Genomic DNA, 19,713 nt, shown 5'->3' on the forward strand with positions numbered 1-19,713 from the left:
ACTCCGGTCTGGATCATGCGCGCCACCCCGTCCGGACCGGTTCGGCCAGGTAGGCGTCGATTGCGCGGAGCAGCACCTCCGGGACGGGGACGGGCTCGAAGCCGTCCCCGGACCTCTTCAGCCAGGCGAGCTGCTGCTCTCCGCGGGCGACCAGGTCCTGCCGACCGGCGGCCCGCCAGTACTCGAAGGAGAGGGTCATGCGGTTCTGGACGACCTCGCCGACCCGCATCCGCACGCTGACCTCGTCGAAGGCGTAGAGCTCGTCCAGGTAGGAGCATTCGGCCCGGACGGTGACGAGGGCGTGCTCGTGGTCCAGCGAGGAGACGACCTCGGGGGCGGTCCTGCGCAGGAAGAGCTCCCGGCAGTGCCCCTGCCAGCGCAGGAAGTGGGCGAAGTACACGTTGCCCAGCTGGTTGGTCTCGTCGAGGGTGACGACGTGGCGGTACTCGAAGCTCTCAGGCACCGGCGCCTCCCCGGACCGCGACGGCGGCGACGTCGTCGCCGTCGTGGTGGACGGCGACGGTGGCCCCGCCGCCGTCCAGGAGGGTCCACGGGCCGTCCAGGCTCTTCAGGGTCATGGGGCCGCCGGGCCGGCCGGCGCACTTGCGCAGGGCCTCCGAAGCGGCCCAGACCACGGCCGCGTGCTCGTCGCGCCCGCGTCCGGGGTCGCGGTCGGCGAGGGCGTCGCGCAGGGCGAGCGCGTCGGGGTCGAGGACGTCGTCCCAGCGCACGCGCGCCTCGGCCGTGTCGGGCATCCACACCAGGTCCACCCCCACGGGGACGGGGGCGGTGGCGACCATGGTGACCGCACCGCAGTGGGTGACCGAGACCTGGTCGCCGGTGGACAGCTCGGGGCGGCCGTCGGGCCGTCCGCGGACCGTGACGCCGGTGCCGAGGAGGCGGTGGACGGCACGGGCGCGCCTGCGCACCTGGGTGTCCCCCCGCTCGACGGCCACCCGCACGCCCGCGACCCCGGTGACCTCGGCCGCCCTGCGGTCCAGGTGCGGGCCGAGGAGCTCGACGCCGACCGGGAGCGGCCCGGGGCCCATGACGTTGAGGGCCAGCCCCTCCCAGCGTTCGAGCACGGCCCCGTCGGCACCGGTCAGCTCCAGGTCGAAGACGTGCCGGCCGCCCTCCGCGTAGCGCTCCCTGGCGTGGAGCAGGGCCGGGGCGGACGCGGTGTCCAGGATCGTGACGCGCTCGGCGCCCACCGGGAGCAGGCGGGTGCCGGGCAGGCACGCCTGGAGCGCGTGCAGGGCCGCGTCCCTGCGCCCCGGGTCGCCCAGGAGCAGGCGCCCGGGAAGGTGGGGTGCGAACCAGGCGCCTCCGGGGCCCTCCTCCAGGTCCGCGACGCAGTCGTACCCGGTGAGCCGCCGGTAGGCGCCGACGCGGCGCAGGGGGCCTCCCTGGAAGAGGAGGCGCCCGTACAGGTGCTCGTCGGGACGGACCGGCACCGGGGCGTCCGGGACCACGGGGAGCACGACCCGGCGGCCCGTGTCCGGCGTGCCCGGGGACGGCAGGACCGCGGTGAAGTGGTCCACGGCGAAGCCGGTTGCGGAGCTGCGCAGGACCGTGCGGACGGTGCCGTCGGGCAGGGCGAGCGCGGCCGTCCGGAGGGTGACCTCCTCCCCCCGTCCGACGACCACCGGCGCGGTGAGCCTCAGGTCCTCCAGGACGGGGTGCTCGCGCGTGCCGGTCAGGACGGAGGCCGCCTGCGCCATGGCCTCCATGCCCAGCACCGCGGGCAGGAGCCTGTCCCCCTCGAACTCGTGGTGCTCCAGGTAGGGGTCGGTGTCGGCGCGCAGGACGGTGTCGGCGACGGCCTCGACCCCGGGGACGACCCTGCGGGGGCGTTCGAGGAAGCGGAGCATGGGCAGCTCCGTCTCCTCCGCCCGCAGGGTGGGCGCGTCGCCGTAGCGCCCGGTCACGACGACGCCGCCCGAGACGTCCGGCGAGGCGATGAGCCGGTGGAGCAGGTCGAGTCCGGTGTCGAGCGGGATGGGGTCGATGCCGCGCCGGGCCAGCGCGTCCAGGGTCCCCAGGCGTTCGCCCATCCCGGCTCCCGACCACACCGACCAGTCCACGGCGAGGGCGCGGCAGCCCTCCACGCGGGAGGCGACCTCCTCGGTGAGAGCGCCGAGCCATTCGTTGGCCAGGGCGTAGTGAGCCTCGCCGGGAAGGCCGGTGCGGGCGATGAGGGAGCCGAAGGAGACGAAGAGGCGCAGGGGGCCGGGGTCGAGCGCGTCGAGGAGGTGGAGCAGGCCGGAGACCTTGGGGGCGACGGCGTGTTCGAGCGCGCCCGGGTCCAGGTCGGTCAGGGCCGCGGGCTCGTTGGCCCCCGCGCCGTGCAGGACGCCGGTGACCGGGCCGAGCGCGTCGACGGCGGCGTGCACCGCCCGTCGCACCGAGTCGGGGTCGCGCACGTCGGCCCGCTGGTAGGTGTGGTCCACGCCGTCCTCCTCGAACCGGGCGAGGTTGCGCGCCAGTTCGGGGTCGTCCGCGGGGTCCGAGCGCCCCAGGACGGCGATCCGCGCCCCGGTGCGCACAGCGAGGGTGCGCGCGCACTCGGCCCCGATGCCCTTGCCCCCGCCGGTGACGAGGAGGACGTCGCCGGGGCCGGGGAAGCGGTGTCCGGCGGGGGGCTCCGCCAGGGGGCGGTGGCGCAGTCGCGGCTCGGTGCGCGTCCCGTCCGGGTGGTGGCGGCACTCGGCGTAGCCGCCGTGCTCGACCAGGGAGGCGGCCTCGGCCTCCACCAGGTCGGCGGCCCCGGGGGACTGTGCGGGAACGGTGACCACGGCGGCGGGCACGCCGAGTTCGAGGTGGGCGCTGCGGGCGAACCCCGCCGCCGTGGCGTGCGCGGGGCCGTCGGCGTCCTGGACGACGAGGAGGCGCCGGGCCCCGGTGAGGGCCTTGGCCGCCTCGGCGACCAGGTCGAGGCAGGCGAGGGGGTCGTCGTCGCGGGCCGGCCGCAGTACGAGGGTGCCCTCCCCCAGGTCCCGCAGCGCCAAGGCTGCGCCGAGGGCGTCGTCGTCGCGGGCGACGACGTGGGCGCCGCCCCCCGCCCCGCCGGCGGCCGGTGCCGTGCGCGGGCCCCCGGTCCCCGGGCGGGAGGGGCGCGCCTCGACGTGGTCGACGGTGAACACGCGCACCCAGGGGGCGACGCCCGCGACGGTGTCGGCCTTCCCGGTGTCCGTCCCGGTGGCCGGTCCCTCCGCCAGGAGTTCGGCGATCTGCGCGATGGTGGCCCCGGAGTGCTCGGTGAGGTGGGCGGGGACGGGAAGCGAGAGCCTCCTGGCCGCCTCGGCGATGAGCTGGGCGACGGTGATGGAGTTCAGGTGCAGGTCGGCACGCAGCCGGGTGTCCCCTGTGACCGAGGCGAGGGGGAGTTCGGCGCGTTCGGCGACCACGGCCCGGATGACGTCGGCCGGGGCCGTCCCGGCGGCCTCCTCGGCGGTGGCGCCGGGGACGGGGGCCGGCCGGCGCTCGGGCTCGGGCGCGGCGGCGGGCGCGGCCCGTTCGCAGGGGTTGGCGAGGAAGCGCTGGGGCCGGCCGGGGTCGATCGGGCGCAGGAAGCGCTGCTCGTACAGTGCCTCGACGCGTACGTCCCGTCCCAGGGCCCAGGCCGCGGCGGCGCAGCGCAGCAGTCCGCCGATTCCGTCGGAGCCGGCCTCGACGGCGAAGGCCGGGAGGCCCCGCCCCCGGGCCAGGTGGGTGAGGACGGTGTCGGGTCCGGCCTCGATCCACAGGTCGGTCCCGGCGGCGGCTTCCATGGCCCGGTCGAAGAGGACGGGGGCGGTGGTCTGGCGGACCAGGTGTTCGCGCAGGTCGGTCCCGGGGGCGAGCAGCTCCCCGGTGACGGTGGAGTAGACAGGTCGGCGCGGGTCCGTCACCTCGGCGGCGTCCAGCGCCTTGCGCAGGTCGGCGGCGGCCCCGGCCACGAGCGGCGAGTGGAAGGCGTGGGCGACCGGGAGGCGCAAGCCGTCCAGTTCCCGGACCACCCGGTCGACCGCCGCGGTGCCGCCGGAGACCACCGTGGCCCCGGGGGCGTTGAGGCAGGCGACACCGACGCCGTCGGGGAGGAGCGGCCGCACCCGCTCCTCGGGCATCGCCAGGGCGGCCATGGCCCCGTGGTCCCCGGGCAGAGCGGCCATCGCCCTGCCCCGTTCGCGCACGACGGCCGCCAGGTCGGCCTCGGAGAGGGCGCCCGCCCACGCCAGGGCGGTGAGTTCGCCCAGGCTGTGGCCGACCGCCAGGTCGGCGCGGATGCCCAGGGCGTCCAGCGCCGCGATCGAGGCCAGGGACGCGGCGACGATGCGGGGCTGGGCGACGGAGGTGTCGGCGGCCGGATCGCCCTCGGGCAGGTCCGCCCCCTCGTAGAGGTCGGCGACGGCGGGCAGCCGCCGCGCCAGCGCGCCTCCGGTGCGGCCGGCCGAGGCCGCCTGTCCCGACATCAGCAGGCCGATCCGCGCCCCGTCCCCTCCGGGCGGTGCGGTGAAGACGTCGGGGCCGAGGGTGCGGCGGCCGGCGGCGACCGCGTCCGCGGCCCGCCGCAGGAGGCCGGGGAGCCCGGCGTCCGGGGCGGCGGTGACCGCGGCCCGGTGCGCTCCTCTGCCGCGGGTGCGGGAGAGTTCGGCCGCCAGGTCGGTGTACTGGGCGTAGGACAGCGTGTCGGCCACGCGGGCGGCGTCCTCGATCCTCTCCCGGAGCTCCTCGGCGGAGTCCGCGGAGAACACGAGGAGTTCGCTCTCCTGGGGGGTGCGTCCCAGGGTGGCGGTGCGCGTGTCCAGGCCGGTGCGCCGGTGGGCGGCCAGCCCCTCGACCACGACGTGGGCGTTGATGCCGCCGAAGCCCATGGAGCTGACCCCGGCCCGCAGGGGCCTCCCCTGCGGCCAGGTCTCGGGTTCGCGGACCGTGCGCAGGCGGGCGCGGTCCCCGGAGAGCTCCTCGACGGGGTCCTCGCACCCGGCGGTGGGCGGGACGACCTGGGTGTGGACCGCCATGACGGCCTTGATGAGGCCGGCCGCGCCCGCGGCGGCCTTCGTGTGGCCGATGAGCGCCTTGACCGAGCCCACGGCGGGCGGCGGCCCGTCGCCGGGTTCCCCGACCAGGCCCGAGAGGGCCTTCAGCTCGGCCCGGTCCCCGATGACGGTGCCGGTGCCGTGCGCCTCGAAGTAGGACACGGTTCGCGCGTGGAAGCCGGCCTCGCGGTAGGCGCGGTCCAGGGCGAGGCGCTGCCCCTCGCTCTCGGGCCTGGTGATGCCGCCGGTGCCGTCCGAGGACACCCCCCAGCCCCGCAGGACCGCGTAGGGGCGCAGCCCCAGGGCCTGGGCGTCCTCCAGCCTGGTCAGGACCACCATGCCGCAGCCCTCGCCCGGCAGGAACCCCGAGGAGCCGCGGTCGAAGACGCGCATGCGGTCGCGGGCCAGGGCGCCCGCCCGGGAGAAGCCCACGAGCTCGAAGGGGTCGATGCTCAGGTCCACCCCGCCGGCGACGACGGTACGGGCCCGGCCCTCGGTGATCTCCCGGCACCCGTGGATGACCGCCAGGAGGGAGGAGGCGCAGGCCCCGTCCACGGTGTACCCGCCACCGCCGAAGCCGAAGTGCGAGCAGATGCGCCCCGCGATGGTGTTGGACAGGCTGCCGGCGAGCGTGTCGCCGTCCGGTTCGGGGAAGGGCGCCAGGAAGCGGTCGCGCAGGTCGTCCAGGAGGCCGGGGTCGGTCTCCCCGCGTTCGGCCAGCAGGCCGGCGACCACGCGGCGGACGTAGGGCCAGCGCGTCCGGAGCACGTGCGACCGGGTGAACTCGCCGGTCAGGGTGTTGCCCACGAAGACCGACGTGTCCGCCGCGCCCGCGGTCGCGTCCAGGCCGGCGTCGGAGAGCGCCCGGGACGCGGTGTCCAGGGCCAGCCAGTGGGTGAGGTCGGTGGCGCGGTAGGTGGGACCGGCCACCCCGAAGGCGGCGCGGTCGAACTCGTAGCCCTCCAGGACGGCGGCGTGGGTGACCGAGATCCGGTCGGGGTCGGTCCCCGACTCCCCGAGGTAGTCGGCGAGGTCCAGCCGCTCGGCCGGGATGCGCCGGAAGGCGCGACGCCCGGAGAGCGCGTTGTCCCACAGTTCGGCGGGGGTGGAGGCCCCTCCGTAGGTGCACGCCATGCCCACGATCGCGACGCCGTTCATCGGCCCTTCCCCCACTTCGAGAGTCCGTACAGGTACAGGCCCCGGACCGCGCACACGGCCACGAGGGCGAAGAACAGCCCGAAGACGACGTGTGCCGCGGTGAGCGCCCCGTAGACCGCCGCGACCGACAGCCCGAAGAACACCTGGTTCCTGGGGCCGGAGGGCGTGGTGGCGGGGTCGGTGACCATGTAGAAGGTGAAGAGCACGAAGGCCAGTCCGGTGACGGGTCCCAGGACGGCGGCGAGGGAGGCGTCGAGGAGCACCGCCCGCACGATGCCCTGGAGGGCGAAGCCGCCCAGCCACGCGACGACCAGCCATCCGCGCTTGGTGAGTTTGAAGTTGAGCAGGCTGCCGGTGGTGAGGATGAGGGCCGGCAGGATCCAGTCCCAGGCCCCGGACACGTTCTCCGTGAAGTGGTACGGCGGGGCGATGCCGACCCAGGTGAAGGTGACCAGGGTCGCGGCGATGCCGAAGTTGGAGGGGTTGAGGAAGTGCCGGACGCCCTTGCCCGTGTCGACCCTCAGCACGGTCTTGGAGGCCAGGGCGACGACGACGCCGAAGACGACCGGCCACACCCGCTCCCCCGAGTAGAGGAGCATCCCGACGGCGAGGGCGGTGATGTGGGCGGGCAGCAGGAAGTCGACGAGGGTCCGCGCGCCCCCGAGGAACTTGGGGCGGCGGCCGTTGAGCCGCGCGTCCAGGTACTCCAGTCCCAGTTCCATCGTGTAGGCGGTGGCCAGGGCCGCGAGGGGGACGGCGACCATCGGCTCGAAGCCCAGGTAGGCGTAGCCGAGGACGTTGAGGACCGTGATGGCGACGGCGAAGCGGCGCAGGGCGGTGAGTCGCACGTCGCGTGCGGGCGGCGGCGACGGGGCGGGGCCGCCGTCCTCGCGGTCGGTCGCTCGTACTCGGAGTTCGGTCATGATCCGCTCCCGCTGCCGGTCTCGGAGATCTCGGCGCCGTCGGTCAGGACGACGGTGTGGCGGCCGGGGGTCAGGGTGACCTCGGCCGTGTGGACGCGCCCCTGGTCGTCGCGCCAGGTCAGTTCGACCGGGACGGGGTCCCCGTCTCCGGCCTCGCCGAGGCCGATGACGAGTTCGGGCGCGTGCTTGCCGGAGTGCCCGTTGCCGCCGTCGACCTGGGCGACGTGGACCCTTCCGTCGGGCGCGGTCACGCGGACGGCGGTGCCGACGGCGGGCGTGGTGCCGTGCTCGGCGGGCCGCACGAGGTTGAGCGAGACGGAGGCGCCGGGGTCGGGCGAGTCGTTGCGGTAGAGCACCGAGGTGTCCCACTGGTTGGCGACCGCGATGTCCAGGAGTCCGTCGCCGTCGGTGTCGGCCATGGCCACGCCGCGGCTGACCGTGCTCCGGCCGACGCCCACGTGGTCGCCGATCTCGGCGAAGCGGCCCTGCCCCCGTTCCCGGGCGAAGAAGCTCAGGCCTCCGTCGCCGGACAGGTCGGTCTCGGGGCCGAGGTCGGGCCAGACCCGGGGGTCGGCGAGGAGTTCGTCGTTGACGAGGGCGACCTCCTGGATCTCCGGCCACCGGTTGACCTCCCCGGCGACGAAGCCGGTCGCTTGGACGACCTCCTTGTGGCCGTCGTTGTCGAGGTCGGTGAAGCGGATGTCCCACCCCCATCCGGAGCGGGCGAGGCCGAGCTGCTCGCTGCGGTCGCGGAAGGGCGCCCTGCCGTCGGCGATCAGGCCGTCGTCGGCGGTGTTCATCCAGATGAAGTTGCTCTCGAAGAGGGCGAACTCCTCGGTGATGTTGCTGACGGCCATGTCGAGGTGCCCGTCGCCGTCGAGGTCGCCGAAGTCGATGCCCATCCCCTTGAAGGAGTCCTCCCCCAGGACCTTGGAGCCGGCGGTGGTCGGCGTCCAGGTGCCTCCGAGCTCCGTGAACGAGGGATCGCCCGGCACGGAGTCGTTGCGCAGCAGGACGTCGGGGCCGAAGTCGTTGGAGACGTACAGCTCGGGGAGCATGTCCCCGTCGAGGTCGGCCGCGCCCAGGGCGAGGGTCCAGCCCGTGGACGCCCGGCCCTCCAGGACCCCGCCGGCTTCGGTGAAGAGGGGGCCGTCGGGGTCGGTGGAGCCGAGCAGCAGGCGGTTCTCCCCCGCGTTGGCGGCCCGGGACATGGAGTGCTGCATGGTGGGCCGCCCCCCGCCGGAGGTGTCCAGGACCGCCGCGTCGTCGGGGAAGTAGTTGCCGATGACGAGGTCGAGCGTGCCGTCGCCGTCCACGTCGGCGCTCAGGGCCGCGTTGGAGTGCCAGGTCTCGAACCCGCCGTCCAGGAGTTCGACGGCCTCGTAGGCGTCCGCGGAGGGGGCGGCGTCCCCGCCCGCCATGTGCAGCGAGGGGCTGCGGCCCCAGTAGTAGACGAGCAGGTCCATGCGGCCGTCGGCGTCGGCGTCGACGGGCTGGCAGCCCATCGGGGCCATGGTGTCGTCGTAGGGCAGGTCGCCCGTGTCGAGGACGAAGGGGTCGTAGCGGGAGGGGCCGGTCGGGGCGGGGGCGACCACGGCCCGGTCCACGCGGGGGTCCACGTAGCACAGGTCGTTCATGAGCCCGTCGCCGTCCAGGTCGGTCACGGCCACGCCCGCGCCCACGCTGGACATCCACGCCTGGATGCCCTCGTAGTCGGGGTGCAGGTCGCGGTCCTGCCTCATGGGGAGCCCGGGGGGCGGTTCGAGTTCCAGGGGAGTGAAGGAGAAGCCGGAGGCCAGGGCGTCCACCTCGTCCGCGCCGGGTTCGGGCACCCGTGCGACGAGGAAGGCGGCGGCGACCAGGAGCAGGGCGACGCCCTTGGCCGCGTGCGCGCGCAGGGGCCGGCGGGGGGACCGCGTCCGCTCAGAGGGCACTGGGGACCCCCTCCGTCAGCCGGGCCGCCACCCGCGACCGCCACACCGCGTAGGCGGGCGTCCCGGTCCGGGGCGCGTCACGGCCCCACGGCGGGAGTGCGGCCAGTTCCTCGTCGGTCACCTCCGCCGCGTCCCGGGAGCCGAGGCCCGCCAGGGTCCGCACCGCCGCCTCGGAGTCCGGCGCGACCGGTCCGAGGGTCACCAGGGCCTTGGCCGCGAACGCGGCTCCCTGGGCCAGGGCGGGTGCGTGGCCCCCGGCGGCGTCGAGAAGCCGGCCGACCCGGTCCGGCGCGGCCCCGGTGAAGGCGGCGGCCAGGGCGACACCGCTCCACAGGTCGCCGTGGAACCCGTGCGGGGCCCGGCCGACGGTGCGGGCGATCCGCTCCGGTTCGGCGCACCGGGCGAACCACAGGGCGCGGCCCGCCCCCTGCGCGGTGGCGTGGCGGACGTATCCGGGCAGCGGCGCGCTCAGCCGCCGGCCGGCGCCGCCGAAGAACACCTGGTGGAAGCCGTATCCGTCCCAGGCGAGCCAGCCCAGGAGGGGGTCGAGCTGGCGTAGGACCGGCTGCCAGAGCACGCGCGGCAGGCGGGCCAGGGCCCAGCCCGCGCCGACGTGCGCCGTGTAGGGGCTGCGGCGGGCGCGCCCGCGGAGCATGCGGGAGAAGTCGGTGCGGCGCGGGAGGCTGAGCGCGTCGGTCAGGCACAGGGCCATGGCCGCCCCCTCGTAGACGAAGCCCGCGTCGGGGCCGTACTGCTCGGGAAAGGCCTCCGGAGCCCGGGCGGGGTCGTCGAGCGCCGTGCTGTAGCCCCGGTGGAACGCCGCGCCGACGGCCTCCAGGCGGGCCACCGTCCCCGCCTCCCCCGGGTCGAACCCGCGGGAGGCGAACGTCGTCTCCTCGAGAGGGAATTGCAACACGGATCGGAACTTCGTTTTCGCCCGGCCTAGGTACATGACCACCGCCCCTGGTTGTATCGCACCCGACGAATCTACGTTCCCTCACAAACCACCCCAATAGGAAAGAGGTACCGAATCGAATACAACCGGTACCAGAAAAGTACCGTCCACTGAATCCGGTTACACAACGCATACCGAAGAACAGCTATAAAAAACGGATGATCGCCATTGTGGGAGCGGGGCTGGCGGGACTCGCCTGCGCCGACGAGCTGACACGGGCCGGGCACGAGGTGACGGTGTACGAGGCCTCCGACCGGGTCGGCGGCCGCTGCTGGACGGTCGACGCCTTCGGGGACCGCACGGTCGAGCGCGGCGCCCAGCTGATCGACTCGGGGGACACCCGGCTGCTGCGGCTCCTGGACCGCCTCGGCCTGGACACGGTCGACCTGCACGCCTCCCGGGACGCGGGGGCCGGGCCCCTGCTGTGGATCGGCGGGGCGCCCTACCCGTTGGAGGAGGCCGACGCGGAGTACCGCGAACTGGACCCGGTCGTGCGCGCCGACCGGCAGGCGGCGGGCCGCGCGCCGGGCCGCGGCCACATGACCCCCCGCGCCCTGGAACTGGACGCCATGTCCGTGGAGGACTACCTCGGGCGCACGGTCCCCGGCACCCGCCTGGCCCGCCTCCTCGGGACCGCCTACGCCTGGGAGCTGGGAGCCGACGCCGCGGAGCTGAGCGCGCTCCACCTGGTCACCCTGCTCGGCGCCAACCCTCCCGGCGAGTTCGGACTCTTCGGTCCGGCCGACGCCCGGTACGCCGTACGGGGCGGCACCGGGCGCGTGGCCGAGCTGCTCGCGGAGCGGCTGCCCGGCCGGCTCAGGCTCGGCCACGAACTGGTCGCCCTGCGCAGGGACGGGGCCGGCCGCACCGTCCTGGTCCTGGACCGGGGCGGGGGCGGGGGGGTCTTCGAGGTCCGGCCGGACCGCACCGTCCTGACCGTCCCCTTCTCCGTCCTCGGGGCGCGCGTGGACCTGTCCGGGGCTGAGTTCGGGCCGGACCGCATGCGTGCCGTCCGGGAGCTGGGGATGGGCTCGGCGGTGCGCACGCACATGGAGTTCACGGGGAGGCCGTGGACCTCGGTCGGCTGCAACGGGGCGGCCGTCTCCGACGGGGGCTTCCAGTCGTGCTGGGACGAGACCCTGGGCCTTCCGGGGGACGGGGGGTCCGCCGTGCTGGTCAACCTGCGCACCGGGCGGGCCCCCTCCGCCGACCCCGTGGCGATCGCGGACCGGTTCCTGGCCGAGTTCGATTCGCTGGTTCCGGGCGTGGCCTCGTCATGGACCGGACGCGCCGTTACCTGGGACTGGTCGGCGCATCCGTGGTCGCTCGGTTCGTACGCGTTCTACCGGCCGGGCCAGTTCGCCTCCCTGGCCGGTGTCGAAGCACTTCCGGAAGGCAACTGCCATTTCGCGGGAGAGCATACCAGTCCACACGACAGCGGCATGAACGGAGCAATATCAAGCGGGGTCCGCGCGGCACAAGAGATCATGGGTACCACCTAGGTACCAGAAGTGCCGAATGGACTTTCCAGGGCCGGATTGGATAATGTCTGGCCGGTGCCGTCCCGGCGTTCGGCCACGATGCCGCGCGCACGGGAGAAACAGGGAAAGAGGAGAACATGAGCGAAGAATTCAGCCCGACCCTCGTCATCATCAACCTCCCGGTCAAGGACCTGGAGGCGGCGACCGCGTGGTACACGAAGGTGCTGGGCCACGGCCCCTCCGGGGAGCCCTCCCCCACCGACGTGGAGTTCGACCTGCGCGAGGGCGTGAGCCTGCTCCTGACCACGGGCGACGAGGAGGCCGAGGCGGCCGGGGCCAAGGTCCTGTTCGGGGTCGAGGACCTGGACGCCGAGAAGAAGCGCCTGGCCTCGGTGGACGTCGAGTGCGGCGAGCGCCAGGAGATCCCGGACGCGCTGGCGTGGTTCGACTTCAAGAGCCCCGAGGACCACCGGCTGAGCCTGGTGCAGATGCTGGGCTGACCCGGCGGTCACAGGTCCCCGGCGGGGGCGGTCCGAGCCCGGACCGCCCCCGTCCGGCGTTCGGGGACCGGCCGCGGAGGGCTCCGGGGCCGGTCCCGGATACGGGGCGGTTGTGGTACCTATTCCCTATGGAGGAGGGCGTCCCGCCACCCTAGTGTCACGGTATGAGCGATAAGCGGACCGGCCGGAACGAAAAGGCCGATTACGGCGATGGAATAGCCGACGTATTCGACACCTGGTATGGCGAGGAAAGCGACTCCGACTGCCTGTCCGCCCTGAGCAAACTCGCCGACGGCGGCCCCGTCCTCGAACTGGGCGTCGGAACGGGCCGGGTGGCGGTGCCGCTCGCGGCGTCGGGGCTGACGGTCACGGGGGTGGAGTCCTCCCGGGAGATGATCGACCGCCTGGCCGGCAAGCCGGGAGCCGAGCGGGTCGCCGTCGTCGAGGGCGACCTGGCCGACGTCCCCGTGGACGGCGAGTTCTCCCTGGTGACGTGCGTCGACAACACCCTGTTCCTCCTGGAGTCCCAGGCCGAGCAGGTGCGCTGCTTCACCAATGTCGCGCGCCACCTGCGCCCGGGCGGCGTCTTCGTGGTGGAGGTGCCCGCCCGCGTCCCCCGGATGGACGAGGACGAGCAGCAGGGCGTGTTCGTCGAACACGTCGGCGCCGAGCGGGTCGGCCTGTGGGTCGTGGAGCACGACCGCGCCGGGCAGCGCATGTTCATGCAGCAGATCTCCTTCGAGAACGGGAGCGTGCGCCTGCTCCCGGTCCCGGTCCGCTACGCCTGGCCGGCCGAGCTCGACCTCATGGCCCAGATCGCCGGCCTGCGCCTGCGCCACCGGTGGAGCGGCTGGGACGGCGAGGCCTTCACCTCCCAGAGCGTGCACAACGTGTCCGTCTACGAGCGGATCGAGGACCACGTTGACCTCCCCTGACGCGTTCCCGCTGTGGAACAGCACCTCCATGGAGGCGTTCCTGTCCTACCTGGAGCCCGACGAGATGATCGTGGAGGGTGACGGGGTACGGGTGCGCGACGCCGCGGGCCGCTGGTACCTGGACGCCAGGTCCGGGTTCTGGAACGTGACCCTCGGCTACGGGCACCCCGGCCTGGTCGAGGCCGTGCGCGAGCAGGTCGGCCGCCTCCCCTACGGCAACATGTGGGGCTACGGCCGCCCGGCGCAGATCGCCGTGGAGTGCGCCGAGGCCCTCGTCCGGGTCCTTCCGGAGGGGATCGACCACGTCCGCTTCCAGAGCAACGGCGCCCAGGCCGTGGAGACCGCGGTCCTGCTCTCCCGCCACCTGCGCCTCCTGGAGGGCGAGCCGCACCGCACGGCGGTGGTGGGCCTGTGGGGGGGCTTCCACGGCTTCGGACCGGGCGCCAGCGCCGTCACCGGGCTGTCCTACCTCCACCACCACGCGGGCCCCCTGCTCCCCGACGTCATCCACACGCGGGCGCCCCACGGCGAGGACGCCGCGCCGGCGGACATGGCGCGCGCGCTGGAGCTCCTGGAGGACCACGGCCCCGACCGCGTGAGCGCGATCATCGTGGAACCCGTCATCGGCGAGGGGGGCCACGTCCTGACCCGCGGCCAGGCCGCGGAGCTGTCGGCCTTCTGCCGCACCCACGGGATCCACCTGGTGGTCGACGAGGTGACCACGGGCATGGGGCGGACCGGCGGCTACACCCGCAGCGCCCAACTGGGTCTGGACCCGGACATCCTCCTCCTCGGCAAGGGCCTCACCAGCGGATACGCCGGACTCTCCGCCGTCTGCCTGGGGGAGCGGGTCCACCGCGCCCTGCTCGCCGCCCCGGTGGAGAGGTTCTTCGCCACGGGCTCCACCCACGACGGGCACCCCGTCGCGCTGAGCGCGGCCCTGGCCGTCCTGCGGGCGCTGGCGGATGGCAAGGTGTTCGCGAACGTGGCCGCCCAGGGCGAGCGGCTCCGCGCCGGCCTGCTGGACCTGGCACGCCGCCGTCCGTCGGTGTCCGCCGTCCGGGGCACGGGGCTGATGTACGTGGTGGAGTTCGCCGGCGCAGCGGCCGAGGACCCGTGGTTCGTCAACAAGGCGCGCCTGGCGCTGGAGGAGCGCGGGGTGCTGGTGTCGGTGCTCAACGCCGTCCCGGCTCTCATGGTCATCCCCCCGCTCGTCTTCGGGGACGGCGACGTCGACGAACTGCTCGCCGCGCTCGACGGGGCCCTGGAGGCCCTCGCCTCGGGGTGGGCGCCCGCCGACGGGACGAAGGGCTTCGTCTGAGGCGGCGCCCGCCGGCCGGGAACCGGCCCGCACGACGACTGGAGGTCCTTCCTTGCCTCTGCTCCTCCTCTGGGACATCGACCACACGCTCGTCACGACCACCCTGTTCGACCGGCGCGCGTACCTGGCCGTCGCGACCCGGCTGCTGGGGACGGCCGACCCCGTCCTGCCGCCATCGGGAGCGGGCAGGACCGAACCGCACACGATGGCCGAGACCCTGCGGCTCAACGGGGCCGACCCCGGCGGGCCCCTGGTCGGGCGCGCGCTGGAGCTGTTCGGGGACCTGGTGGCGGGCGATCCCGGGGGCCTTCGCGCCCAGGGGCGTGTCCTGCCCGGGGCGCGGGAGGCCATGGCCGCGGCGGCGGCCCTCCCCGGGGTCCGGGCCGGGGTCGCCACCGGCAACCTGCGCTCCGTCGCCCGCGCCAAGCTGGCCGCCTTCGGCCTCGACCGGCACGTGGAGTGGGCGTGCGGAGGCTACGGCGACACCGCCGCGACCAAGGCCGGGGTGGTCCTCCAGGCACGGCACGCGGCCGGGCTCCGCGCCGGGCGGGAGTTCCCGGCCGGGGAGACCCTCCTGGTCGGGGACTCCCCGGCCGACGCCGCGGTGGCGGCGGCCGGCCACGCGCGCGTGCTCGGCGTGGCGACCGGCCGCGCCGACGCCGGCGCCCTCGCCCGTGCGGGGGCGGACGCCGTCCTGGCCGACCTGTGCGACACCCGCGCGTTCACCGCGGCCGTGCTGTCCTTCGCGCGTCACCGGGTCCCGCGGAGCCCGCGGGGAGCCGCCCCGCCGAAGGTCCCGGGCCCCTGAGACCCGCCCGGGGGCGGTGCACCCCGTCCCCGGCCCCGCGGGCGCACCCGTCCGCGACCGCCCCGCACCCCGTCCGACCACACACCCGAGGAGTCCCCCATGGCAACCCGACCTGACCCGACCACGCGCCACCGCGGCGGCCTGTTGGCCACCGTGAACAGCGACCGCCACAGGACGGCACTGTGGGTGTTCATGGTGGTCGTGGTCGCCCACTGGGCCGAGCACCTGGTCCAGGCCGCGCAGATCTACGTCCTGGACTGGCCCGTGCCGGAGGCGCGGGGCGTGCTGGGCATCCCCTTTCCGTGGCTGGTCACCTCCGAGTGGATGCACTACGGCTACGCCCTGATCATGCTGGTCGGGCTGTTCCTGCTCCTGCCGGGGTTCTCCGGGCGCTCCCGCTCCTGGTGGCTCGCCTCCCTCTGGATCCAGGTGTGGCACCACCTGGAACACCTGCTCCTGCTGCTCCAGGCCCTGTCGGGGGCGCACCTGGGCGGAGGGGCCGCGCCGATGAGCCTCATCCAGTTCGTGGTGCCCAGGGTGGAGCTCCACCTGCTGTACAACGCCCTGGTGTTCGCACCGATGGTCGTGGCGATGTACCTGCACACGCATCCGCGCCCGGACGAGGCGGCGGCGATGTCGTGCGGCTGCGCCGCGGCGCGGGAGGAGGACCCGGTCCGGTGACGCGGCCGGGCGGGGCGCGGCCGGGCCCCTTCAACGTGGTGGTCCTCCTCCTCGCGGTGCTCGTGGTCTGGCTGGGGGCCACCAGCGTGGAGCGGGTCGCGCGGGCGGCCTCGGCGGACGGCGAGCCGGGCACGTTCACCGCGGCCGGGGTGGAGTGCGTGAGCCACCTCGGCCACGAGTCCTGCACCTGCTACGGCACACACCTGCCCGACGACGGCGGGACGGCGCGCGAGGACGTCTACCTGCACGGCGCCGACCGGGCCTCCTGTGTCGTCGGCGCCGCCACCCCCTCCTTCGACGTCGGCTCGGCCACCCGCGTGTACGGCCCCGAGGGGTCGCGCGAGTGGCTGTTCACGGCGGGGATGATCCTGGCCGGGGCCGCCCTGGGCGTGTGGGCGTCGCGGCCGTGGTGGCCCCGGCGCGGGAGGCTGGGCTGACCGGGGCCCGGGCGGCCCCCGACGAAAGTCGGTTCGAAGGCCCGTCGGGTCCTCCGGCGGAGGGAGGCGCGCACGGAGCGGCCGACAGTAGCCTGCGGAGGACTCCCGCCGTTCGACCGCGGACGGCGGGCCCCGTACAGAGCCATGTGAGTGGAGAACACCCGTGCCCCCTGCCCGAAGCGCCGCGCTGGCCGCAGCCTCCGGACTGTTGCTCACCGCCTCGGCCACCCCCGCCTCGGCCGCCCCCGGCCCGGAACCGGAGTGGCGGCTGTGCTCCGAGGTCGCCCGGGGGTGGGACGAGAGCGACGACCGCACCCTGTGCGCCACCGTTCCGGTGCCCCTGGACCACGGGGATCCCGACGGGCGCACGATCGACATAGCGGTGACCCGTGTGCCCGCCACCGGGGAGAACGCCTATCCCATCCTGTTCAACCCCGGCGGCCCGGGGCATCAGGGCGTGACCATGCCCGGGCGCATCCTCGACAGCGAGGCCGCGGGCCTGGCGCTGGGCCACGACCTCGTGGGCTTCGATCCGCGCGGCGTGGGCTACAGCGACGCCGTGAAGTGCGATATGGGGGGAGCCGACCCCGACCCCGGCCTGAGCGACGAGGAGAGCGCACGGCGCGTCGCCGAGGAGCAGAGCCGGATCAACCGCGAATGCCATGCCCACGACCCCGAGCTGGTGACCTCGCTGACCGCGGAGAACGTGGCCCGGGACATGGATCTGATCCGTGAGGCACTGGGAGCGGAGACGATCGGTTACTACGGGGTGTCCTGGGGAACCCTGCTCGGCGCCGCCTACAGGTCGATGTACGACGACCGGGTCGAGGCCATGCTCCTGGACTCGGTGATGTCGCCCGAGGCCAGTGTCACCGTGTTGGACGAGGGGCAGGCCATGGCGGCCCAGGCCGCGTTCCACCGCTTCACCGACTGGGTGGCCGAGCACGACGGCCACTACGGCCTCGGCACGGAGGCCGACCGTATCCGGGACGAGGTGTACGGACTACGGGAAGAACTGACCGAAGCGCCCCGCACCGGCCCCGACGGGACGGTCGCCGACGGCGGCACCGTGACCGCCCTGCTGGCCACCCCCGAACGTGAATGGCCCGCCAACGCCCGCTCCCTCGTCACGCTCCTCGACGGAGGCGTGCCCGAGTGGGGGGTTCGCAACGGGCCCGTCCCCGGCGCCGGTTGGGACGCCGAACCCAGCGGTTTCGACGCCTTCGCGCAGGTGTCGCTGTTGTGCAACGACTCCGACAGCCCGCGTGACTTCGACCAGGTGTGGCAGAACCGGTTGGAACGGGCCGAGCGGTACCCCGTCATGGGCACCCTGGGCTTCTACGAGCACTCCTGTGTCGGGTGGCCCGAGGAGGGTGTGAAACCGGATCTGCACCGAGGGGACAGCCCCCTGCAGCTGGTGGGCCACGTCGACGAGATGGTCACCCCTCACGTCTGGGCCCTGGACATGGGGCGGGCCATCGGCGGAGAGGTCATGAGTGTGGAGGACGACGGGCACGGAACCCTCTCCGACCTGGACTGCGCCGCGGCGGCCGTCGACTTCTTCGCCACCGGGCGGACCACCACGCAGACGTGTCCGGGACCGCCCGCGCCGACCCCCGAGGACTGAGTGCGTGTCCGCCCACGGCGGTGCGCCCCCCCGCGCCCCCCGCGCCGCCGTGGGCCCGGGCGGGCCGTCAACCTCACGCCCCGCCGTGGGCCCGGACCGGCGCCCTGAGGACTCCACCGTGCACGGCCCGGTTCGGGACGGCGGCGCCCGGCATGGGCGGTGGGGACGGCAGGAGGACCGCCCGCGCTCTCCCGGAAGGGCCGACGGGGGCCGCCGGTGACCGCACCGGCCGGCTGGGGGCGTCGCCGGGGCACGGCCTTCGTGCGCGGTCCGGAAGCACTTCCCGGCCGCCCACCGCGCCCCGGCCGCCCGCACGGACTCTTCGCACGGGGCGTGTCCTGGCCCGCGGAACGGACGCGGTACGCGAGTTCATGACAGCGCGACCTGTCGCTGCGGTGCTAGGCGCAGCGCGGGCACACGCCCGAGAGCTCGAAGGAGTAGTCCAGGGACGCGAACCCGCTGTCGCGCCGCACGCGGTCGGCGACCGCCGCCAGTTCGTCCGCCTGCGCGACGTCCTCCACCCGGCCGCAGACGCGGCACAGCAGGTGGTGGTGGCGGAAGGAGGTCCTGCACAGGCGGTAGAGGCGCTCTCCCCCGGGTGAGTGGAGGGTGTCGAGGACGCCCTCCTGGGCCAGCCGGTGGAGGGTGCGGTAGACGGTGGACAGGCTGGGCGGCCCGGGGCCGCTCGAACGCCTCCCGCCGAGGGCGGCGTGGATCTCCTGGCAGCTGCGGAAGTGCGTGCTCCGGTCCAGCGCACCGAGGACGACGTCGTCGTACTGGGACACCCTGGGCATCTCAGCCGACCGCCCGGGGGCTTCTCGCGGCGGGGGGCGCGCCCGCGGGTCCCGGCGTCCTGCGCCGTAGCTCCCTTGCTCCGGTCACGTCACGGTCCTCCGGTCCTGTGACACAGACTGTATGGAAATGATTTTCATAACCGTATCATGACCGCGCCCGTACCCCCTCAAAACCCCCGCCATGGGCGCACTTGACGCCTCCCGGGGGCGGCCGTCCCCGGTCGCGGCCGTCGGCGGACGTACGCGGCCTCCCGGAACATGCCAGGCGCCGGGCCGCACCCGCGGGCCCCACCGCCCGGGACGGACGCCCCGGGTCGGTGTCAGGCTCCGAAGGAGGTCAGCGCCCCCCGGTCGTCGAACCCCGCGCCCGGCGCCCAGGCGATCTCCCAGCGGTTGCCCTCGGGGTCCGCGACGTAGGCGGACCGCCCTCCCCAGGGGCGCTCCACCGGTTCGGCCACGACCGCGGCGCCGGCCCGGACCGCGGCCGCGAACGACTCGTCCACCTGCTCGGGGCCGTCCACGTTGCAGGCGAGGGTGAACCCGGACCACCCGGCCGGGGCGGGGGCCCCGTCCGCCGCCTCGGCGGCCAGCTCCTCCAGGGGGTACAGGGACAGCAGCACCCCGCCCAGGAGGAAGCCCGACCAGCCGTCGCCGCTGGACTCCACCTCCTCCCATCCCAGGGCCCGGTAGAACCGGCGGAGCCCGGGCATGTCGCGGGCACCGAGTGTCACCACGGTCAGACGCGCAGGAATGTCACTCATGCCCGGAGACTAACGCGGCGGGGCCGTGCGCGTCCTCCACGACGGGTCGTCCTCCCCGGGCGGTCCGCGCCGGAGGGCGTCCGCGTGAAGCAGGGCGGGGACCGGACCCGCCGGCCGCGGCCGGTGCCGACGACGCGGAACCGGTTGCCCTCGGGGGGCGGTGAGCACGACGAGGCCCGGGTCGTCCGGACAGAGGGCCCGGTCGACGCGTTCGGCGCTCCGGCCCGGGATTCGCGGCCCGACCCCTCCACATCGAGATGTTCTCAGCATCCAGATTTTGTGAGTATCCTGATGGCGTTGGCACGGAGAAAGGGGTGGTGATGGTCCGACAGGATCGGGCACGGCGGCGGGGGCCCGCCCGCACGAGCGCGGCGAAGGCG

The 19,713-nt window shown here is 74.6% G+C and carries 15 protein-coding genes; 8 read left to right on the plus strand and 7 right to left on the minus strand.

Annotated elements, in window-relative coordinates; translation table 11 throughout:
- Positions 1 to 13: 13 nt before the first annotated feature.
- Genes ABZ234_RS17200 through ABZ234_RS17220 form a run of 5 tightly spaced genes read right to left on the minus strand, consistent with a single transcriptional unit; the run spans position 14 to position 9,949 of the window.
- Entirely contained in the window at positions 14 to 463 is a 450-nt protein-coding gene (locus ABZ234_RS17200; protein ID WP_355012730.1) for an acyl-CoA thioesterase, read from the minus strand.
- Complete coding sequence (locus tag ABZ234_RS17205; RefSeq protein WP_355012731.1) at positions 456 to 6,176, minus strand: type I polyketide synthase; 5,721 nt, start codon at positions 6,174 to 6,176, stop codon at positions 456 to 458. The genes ABZ234_RS17200 and ABZ234_RS17205 overlap by 8 nt, the downstream gene beginning before the upstream one ends.
- Positions 6,173 to 7,099 carry an enediyne biosynthesis protein UnbU gene (locus tag ABZ234_RS17210; protein WP_355012732.1) on the minus strand — a complete coding sequence of 309 codons (927 nt, stop codon included), beginning with the start codon at positions 7,097 to 7,099 and terminating at the stop codon, positions 6,173 to 6,175. Before ABZ234_RS17210 ends, ABZ234_RS17205 begins: the two co-directional genes overlap by 4 nt.
- Positions 7,096 to 9,033 (minus strand): VCBS repeat-containing protein, encoded by a 1,938-nt coding sequence (locus ABZ234_RS17215; protein ID WP_355012733.1) that lies wholly within the window; start codon positions 9,031 to 9,033, stop codon positions 7,096 to 7,098. Before ABZ234_RS17215 ends, ABZ234_RS17210 begins: the two co-directional genes overlap by 4 nt.
- Positions 9,023 to 9,949, minus strand: a complete 927-nt coding sequence (locus tag ABZ234_RS17220; RefSeq protein ID WP_355012734.1) for a DUF1702 family protein — start codon at positions 9,947 to 9,949, stop codon at positions 9,023 to 9,025. Before ABZ234_RS17220 ends, ABZ234_RS17215 begins: the two co-directional genes overlap by 11 nt.
- A gap of 197 nt (positions 9,950 to 10,146) precedes the next feature.
- On the opposite strand from ABZ234_RS17220, the gene ABZ234_RS17225 reads away from it, so the two are divergent.
- From ABZ234_RS17225 to ABZ234_RS17260, 8 genes are all read left to right on the plus strand, one after another.
- On the plus strand, positions 10,147 to 11,490 hold the full coding sequence (locus ABZ234_RS17225) for an NAD(P)/FAD-dependent oxidoreductase (RefSeq protein WP_355012735.1): 1,344 nt from the start codon (positions 10,147 to 10,149) through the stop codon (positions 11,488 to 11,490).
- A 116-nt stretch (positions 11,491 to 11,606) separates the two neighbouring features.
- A complete protein-coding gene (locus ABZ234_RS17230; protein WP_330161201.1) occupies positions 11,607 to 11,969 on the plus strand; it encodes a VOC family protein in 363 nt (120 codons plus the stop codon).
- Between the two features lie 164 nt (positions 11,970 to 12,133).
- Positions 12,134 to 12,904, plus strand: coding sequence for a class I SAM-dependent methyltransferase (locus tag ABZ234_RS17235; protein ID WP_355012736.1), 771 nt, complete (start codon positions 12,134 to 12,136; stop codon positions 12,902 to 12,904).
- Complete coding sequence (locus ABZ234_RS17240; protein ID WP_355012737.1) at positions 12,891 to 14,225, plus strand: aminotransferase class III-fold pyridoxal phosphate-dependent enzyme; 1,335 nt, start codon at positions 12,891 to 12,893, stop codon at positions 14,223 to 14,225. The genes ABZ234_RS17235 and ABZ234_RS17240 overlap by 14 nt, the downstream gene beginning before the upstream one ends.
- A 52-nt stretch (positions 14,226 to 14,277) precedes the next feature.
- A complete protein-coding gene (locus ABZ234_RS17245) occupies positions 14,278 to 15,033 on the plus strand; it encodes a haloacid dehalogenase-like hydrolase (RefSeq protein ID WP_355012738.1) in 756 nt (251 codons plus the stop codon).
- Positions 15,034 to 15,132: 99 nt separating this feature from the next.
- The gene (locus tag ABZ234_RS17250) at positions 15,133 to 15,714 is read left to right on the plus strand and encodes a hypothetical protein (protein WP_355012739.1); all 582 of its coding nucleotides are present in this window, start codon (positions 15,133 to 15,135) and stop codon (positions 15,712 to 15,714) included.
- Complete coding sequence (locus tag ABZ234_RS17255; RefSeq protein WP_355012740.1) at positions 15,711 to 16,151, plus strand: hypothetical protein; 441 nt, start codon at positions 15,711 to 15,713, stop codon at positions 16,149 to 16,151. Before ABZ234_RS17250 ends, ABZ234_RS17255 begins: the two co-directional genes overlap by 4 nt.
- A gap of 163 nt (positions 16,152 to 16,314) precedes the next feature.
- Positions 16,315 to 17,778: an alpha/beta fold hydrolase gene (locus tag ABZ234_RS17260; protein ID WP_355012741.1), complete on the plus strand. Its 1,464-nt coding sequence runs from the start codon at positions 16,315 to 16,317 to the stop codon at positions 17,776 to 17,778.
- A 398-nt stretch (positions 17,779 to 18,176) separates the two neighbouring features.
- Here the strand turns inward: ABZ234_RS17260 and ABZ234_RS17265 are convergent, their stop codons facing one another.
- Positions 18,177 to 18,572: a transcriptional repressor gene (locus ABZ234_RS17265; RefSeq protein ID WP_344181538.1), complete on the minus strand. Its 396-nt coding sequence runs from the start codon at positions 18,570 to 18,572 to the stop codon at positions 18,177 to 18,179.
- Between the two features lie 320 nt (positions 18,573 to 18,892).
- The gene (locus ABZ234_RS17270) at positions 18,893 to 19,333 is read right to left on the minus strand and encodes a VOC family protein (protein WP_355012742.1); all 441 of its coding nucleotides are present in this window, start codon (positions 19,331 to 19,333) and stop codon (positions 18,893 to 18,895) included.
- Positions 19,334 to 19,713: the final 380 nt, after the last annotated feature.

The organism is Nocardiopsis sp. NPDC006198, assembly GCF_040613895.1.
Lineage (GTDB): Bacteria > Actinomycetota > Actinomycetes > Streptosporangiales > Streptosporangiaceae > Nocardiopsis > Nocardiopsis tropica.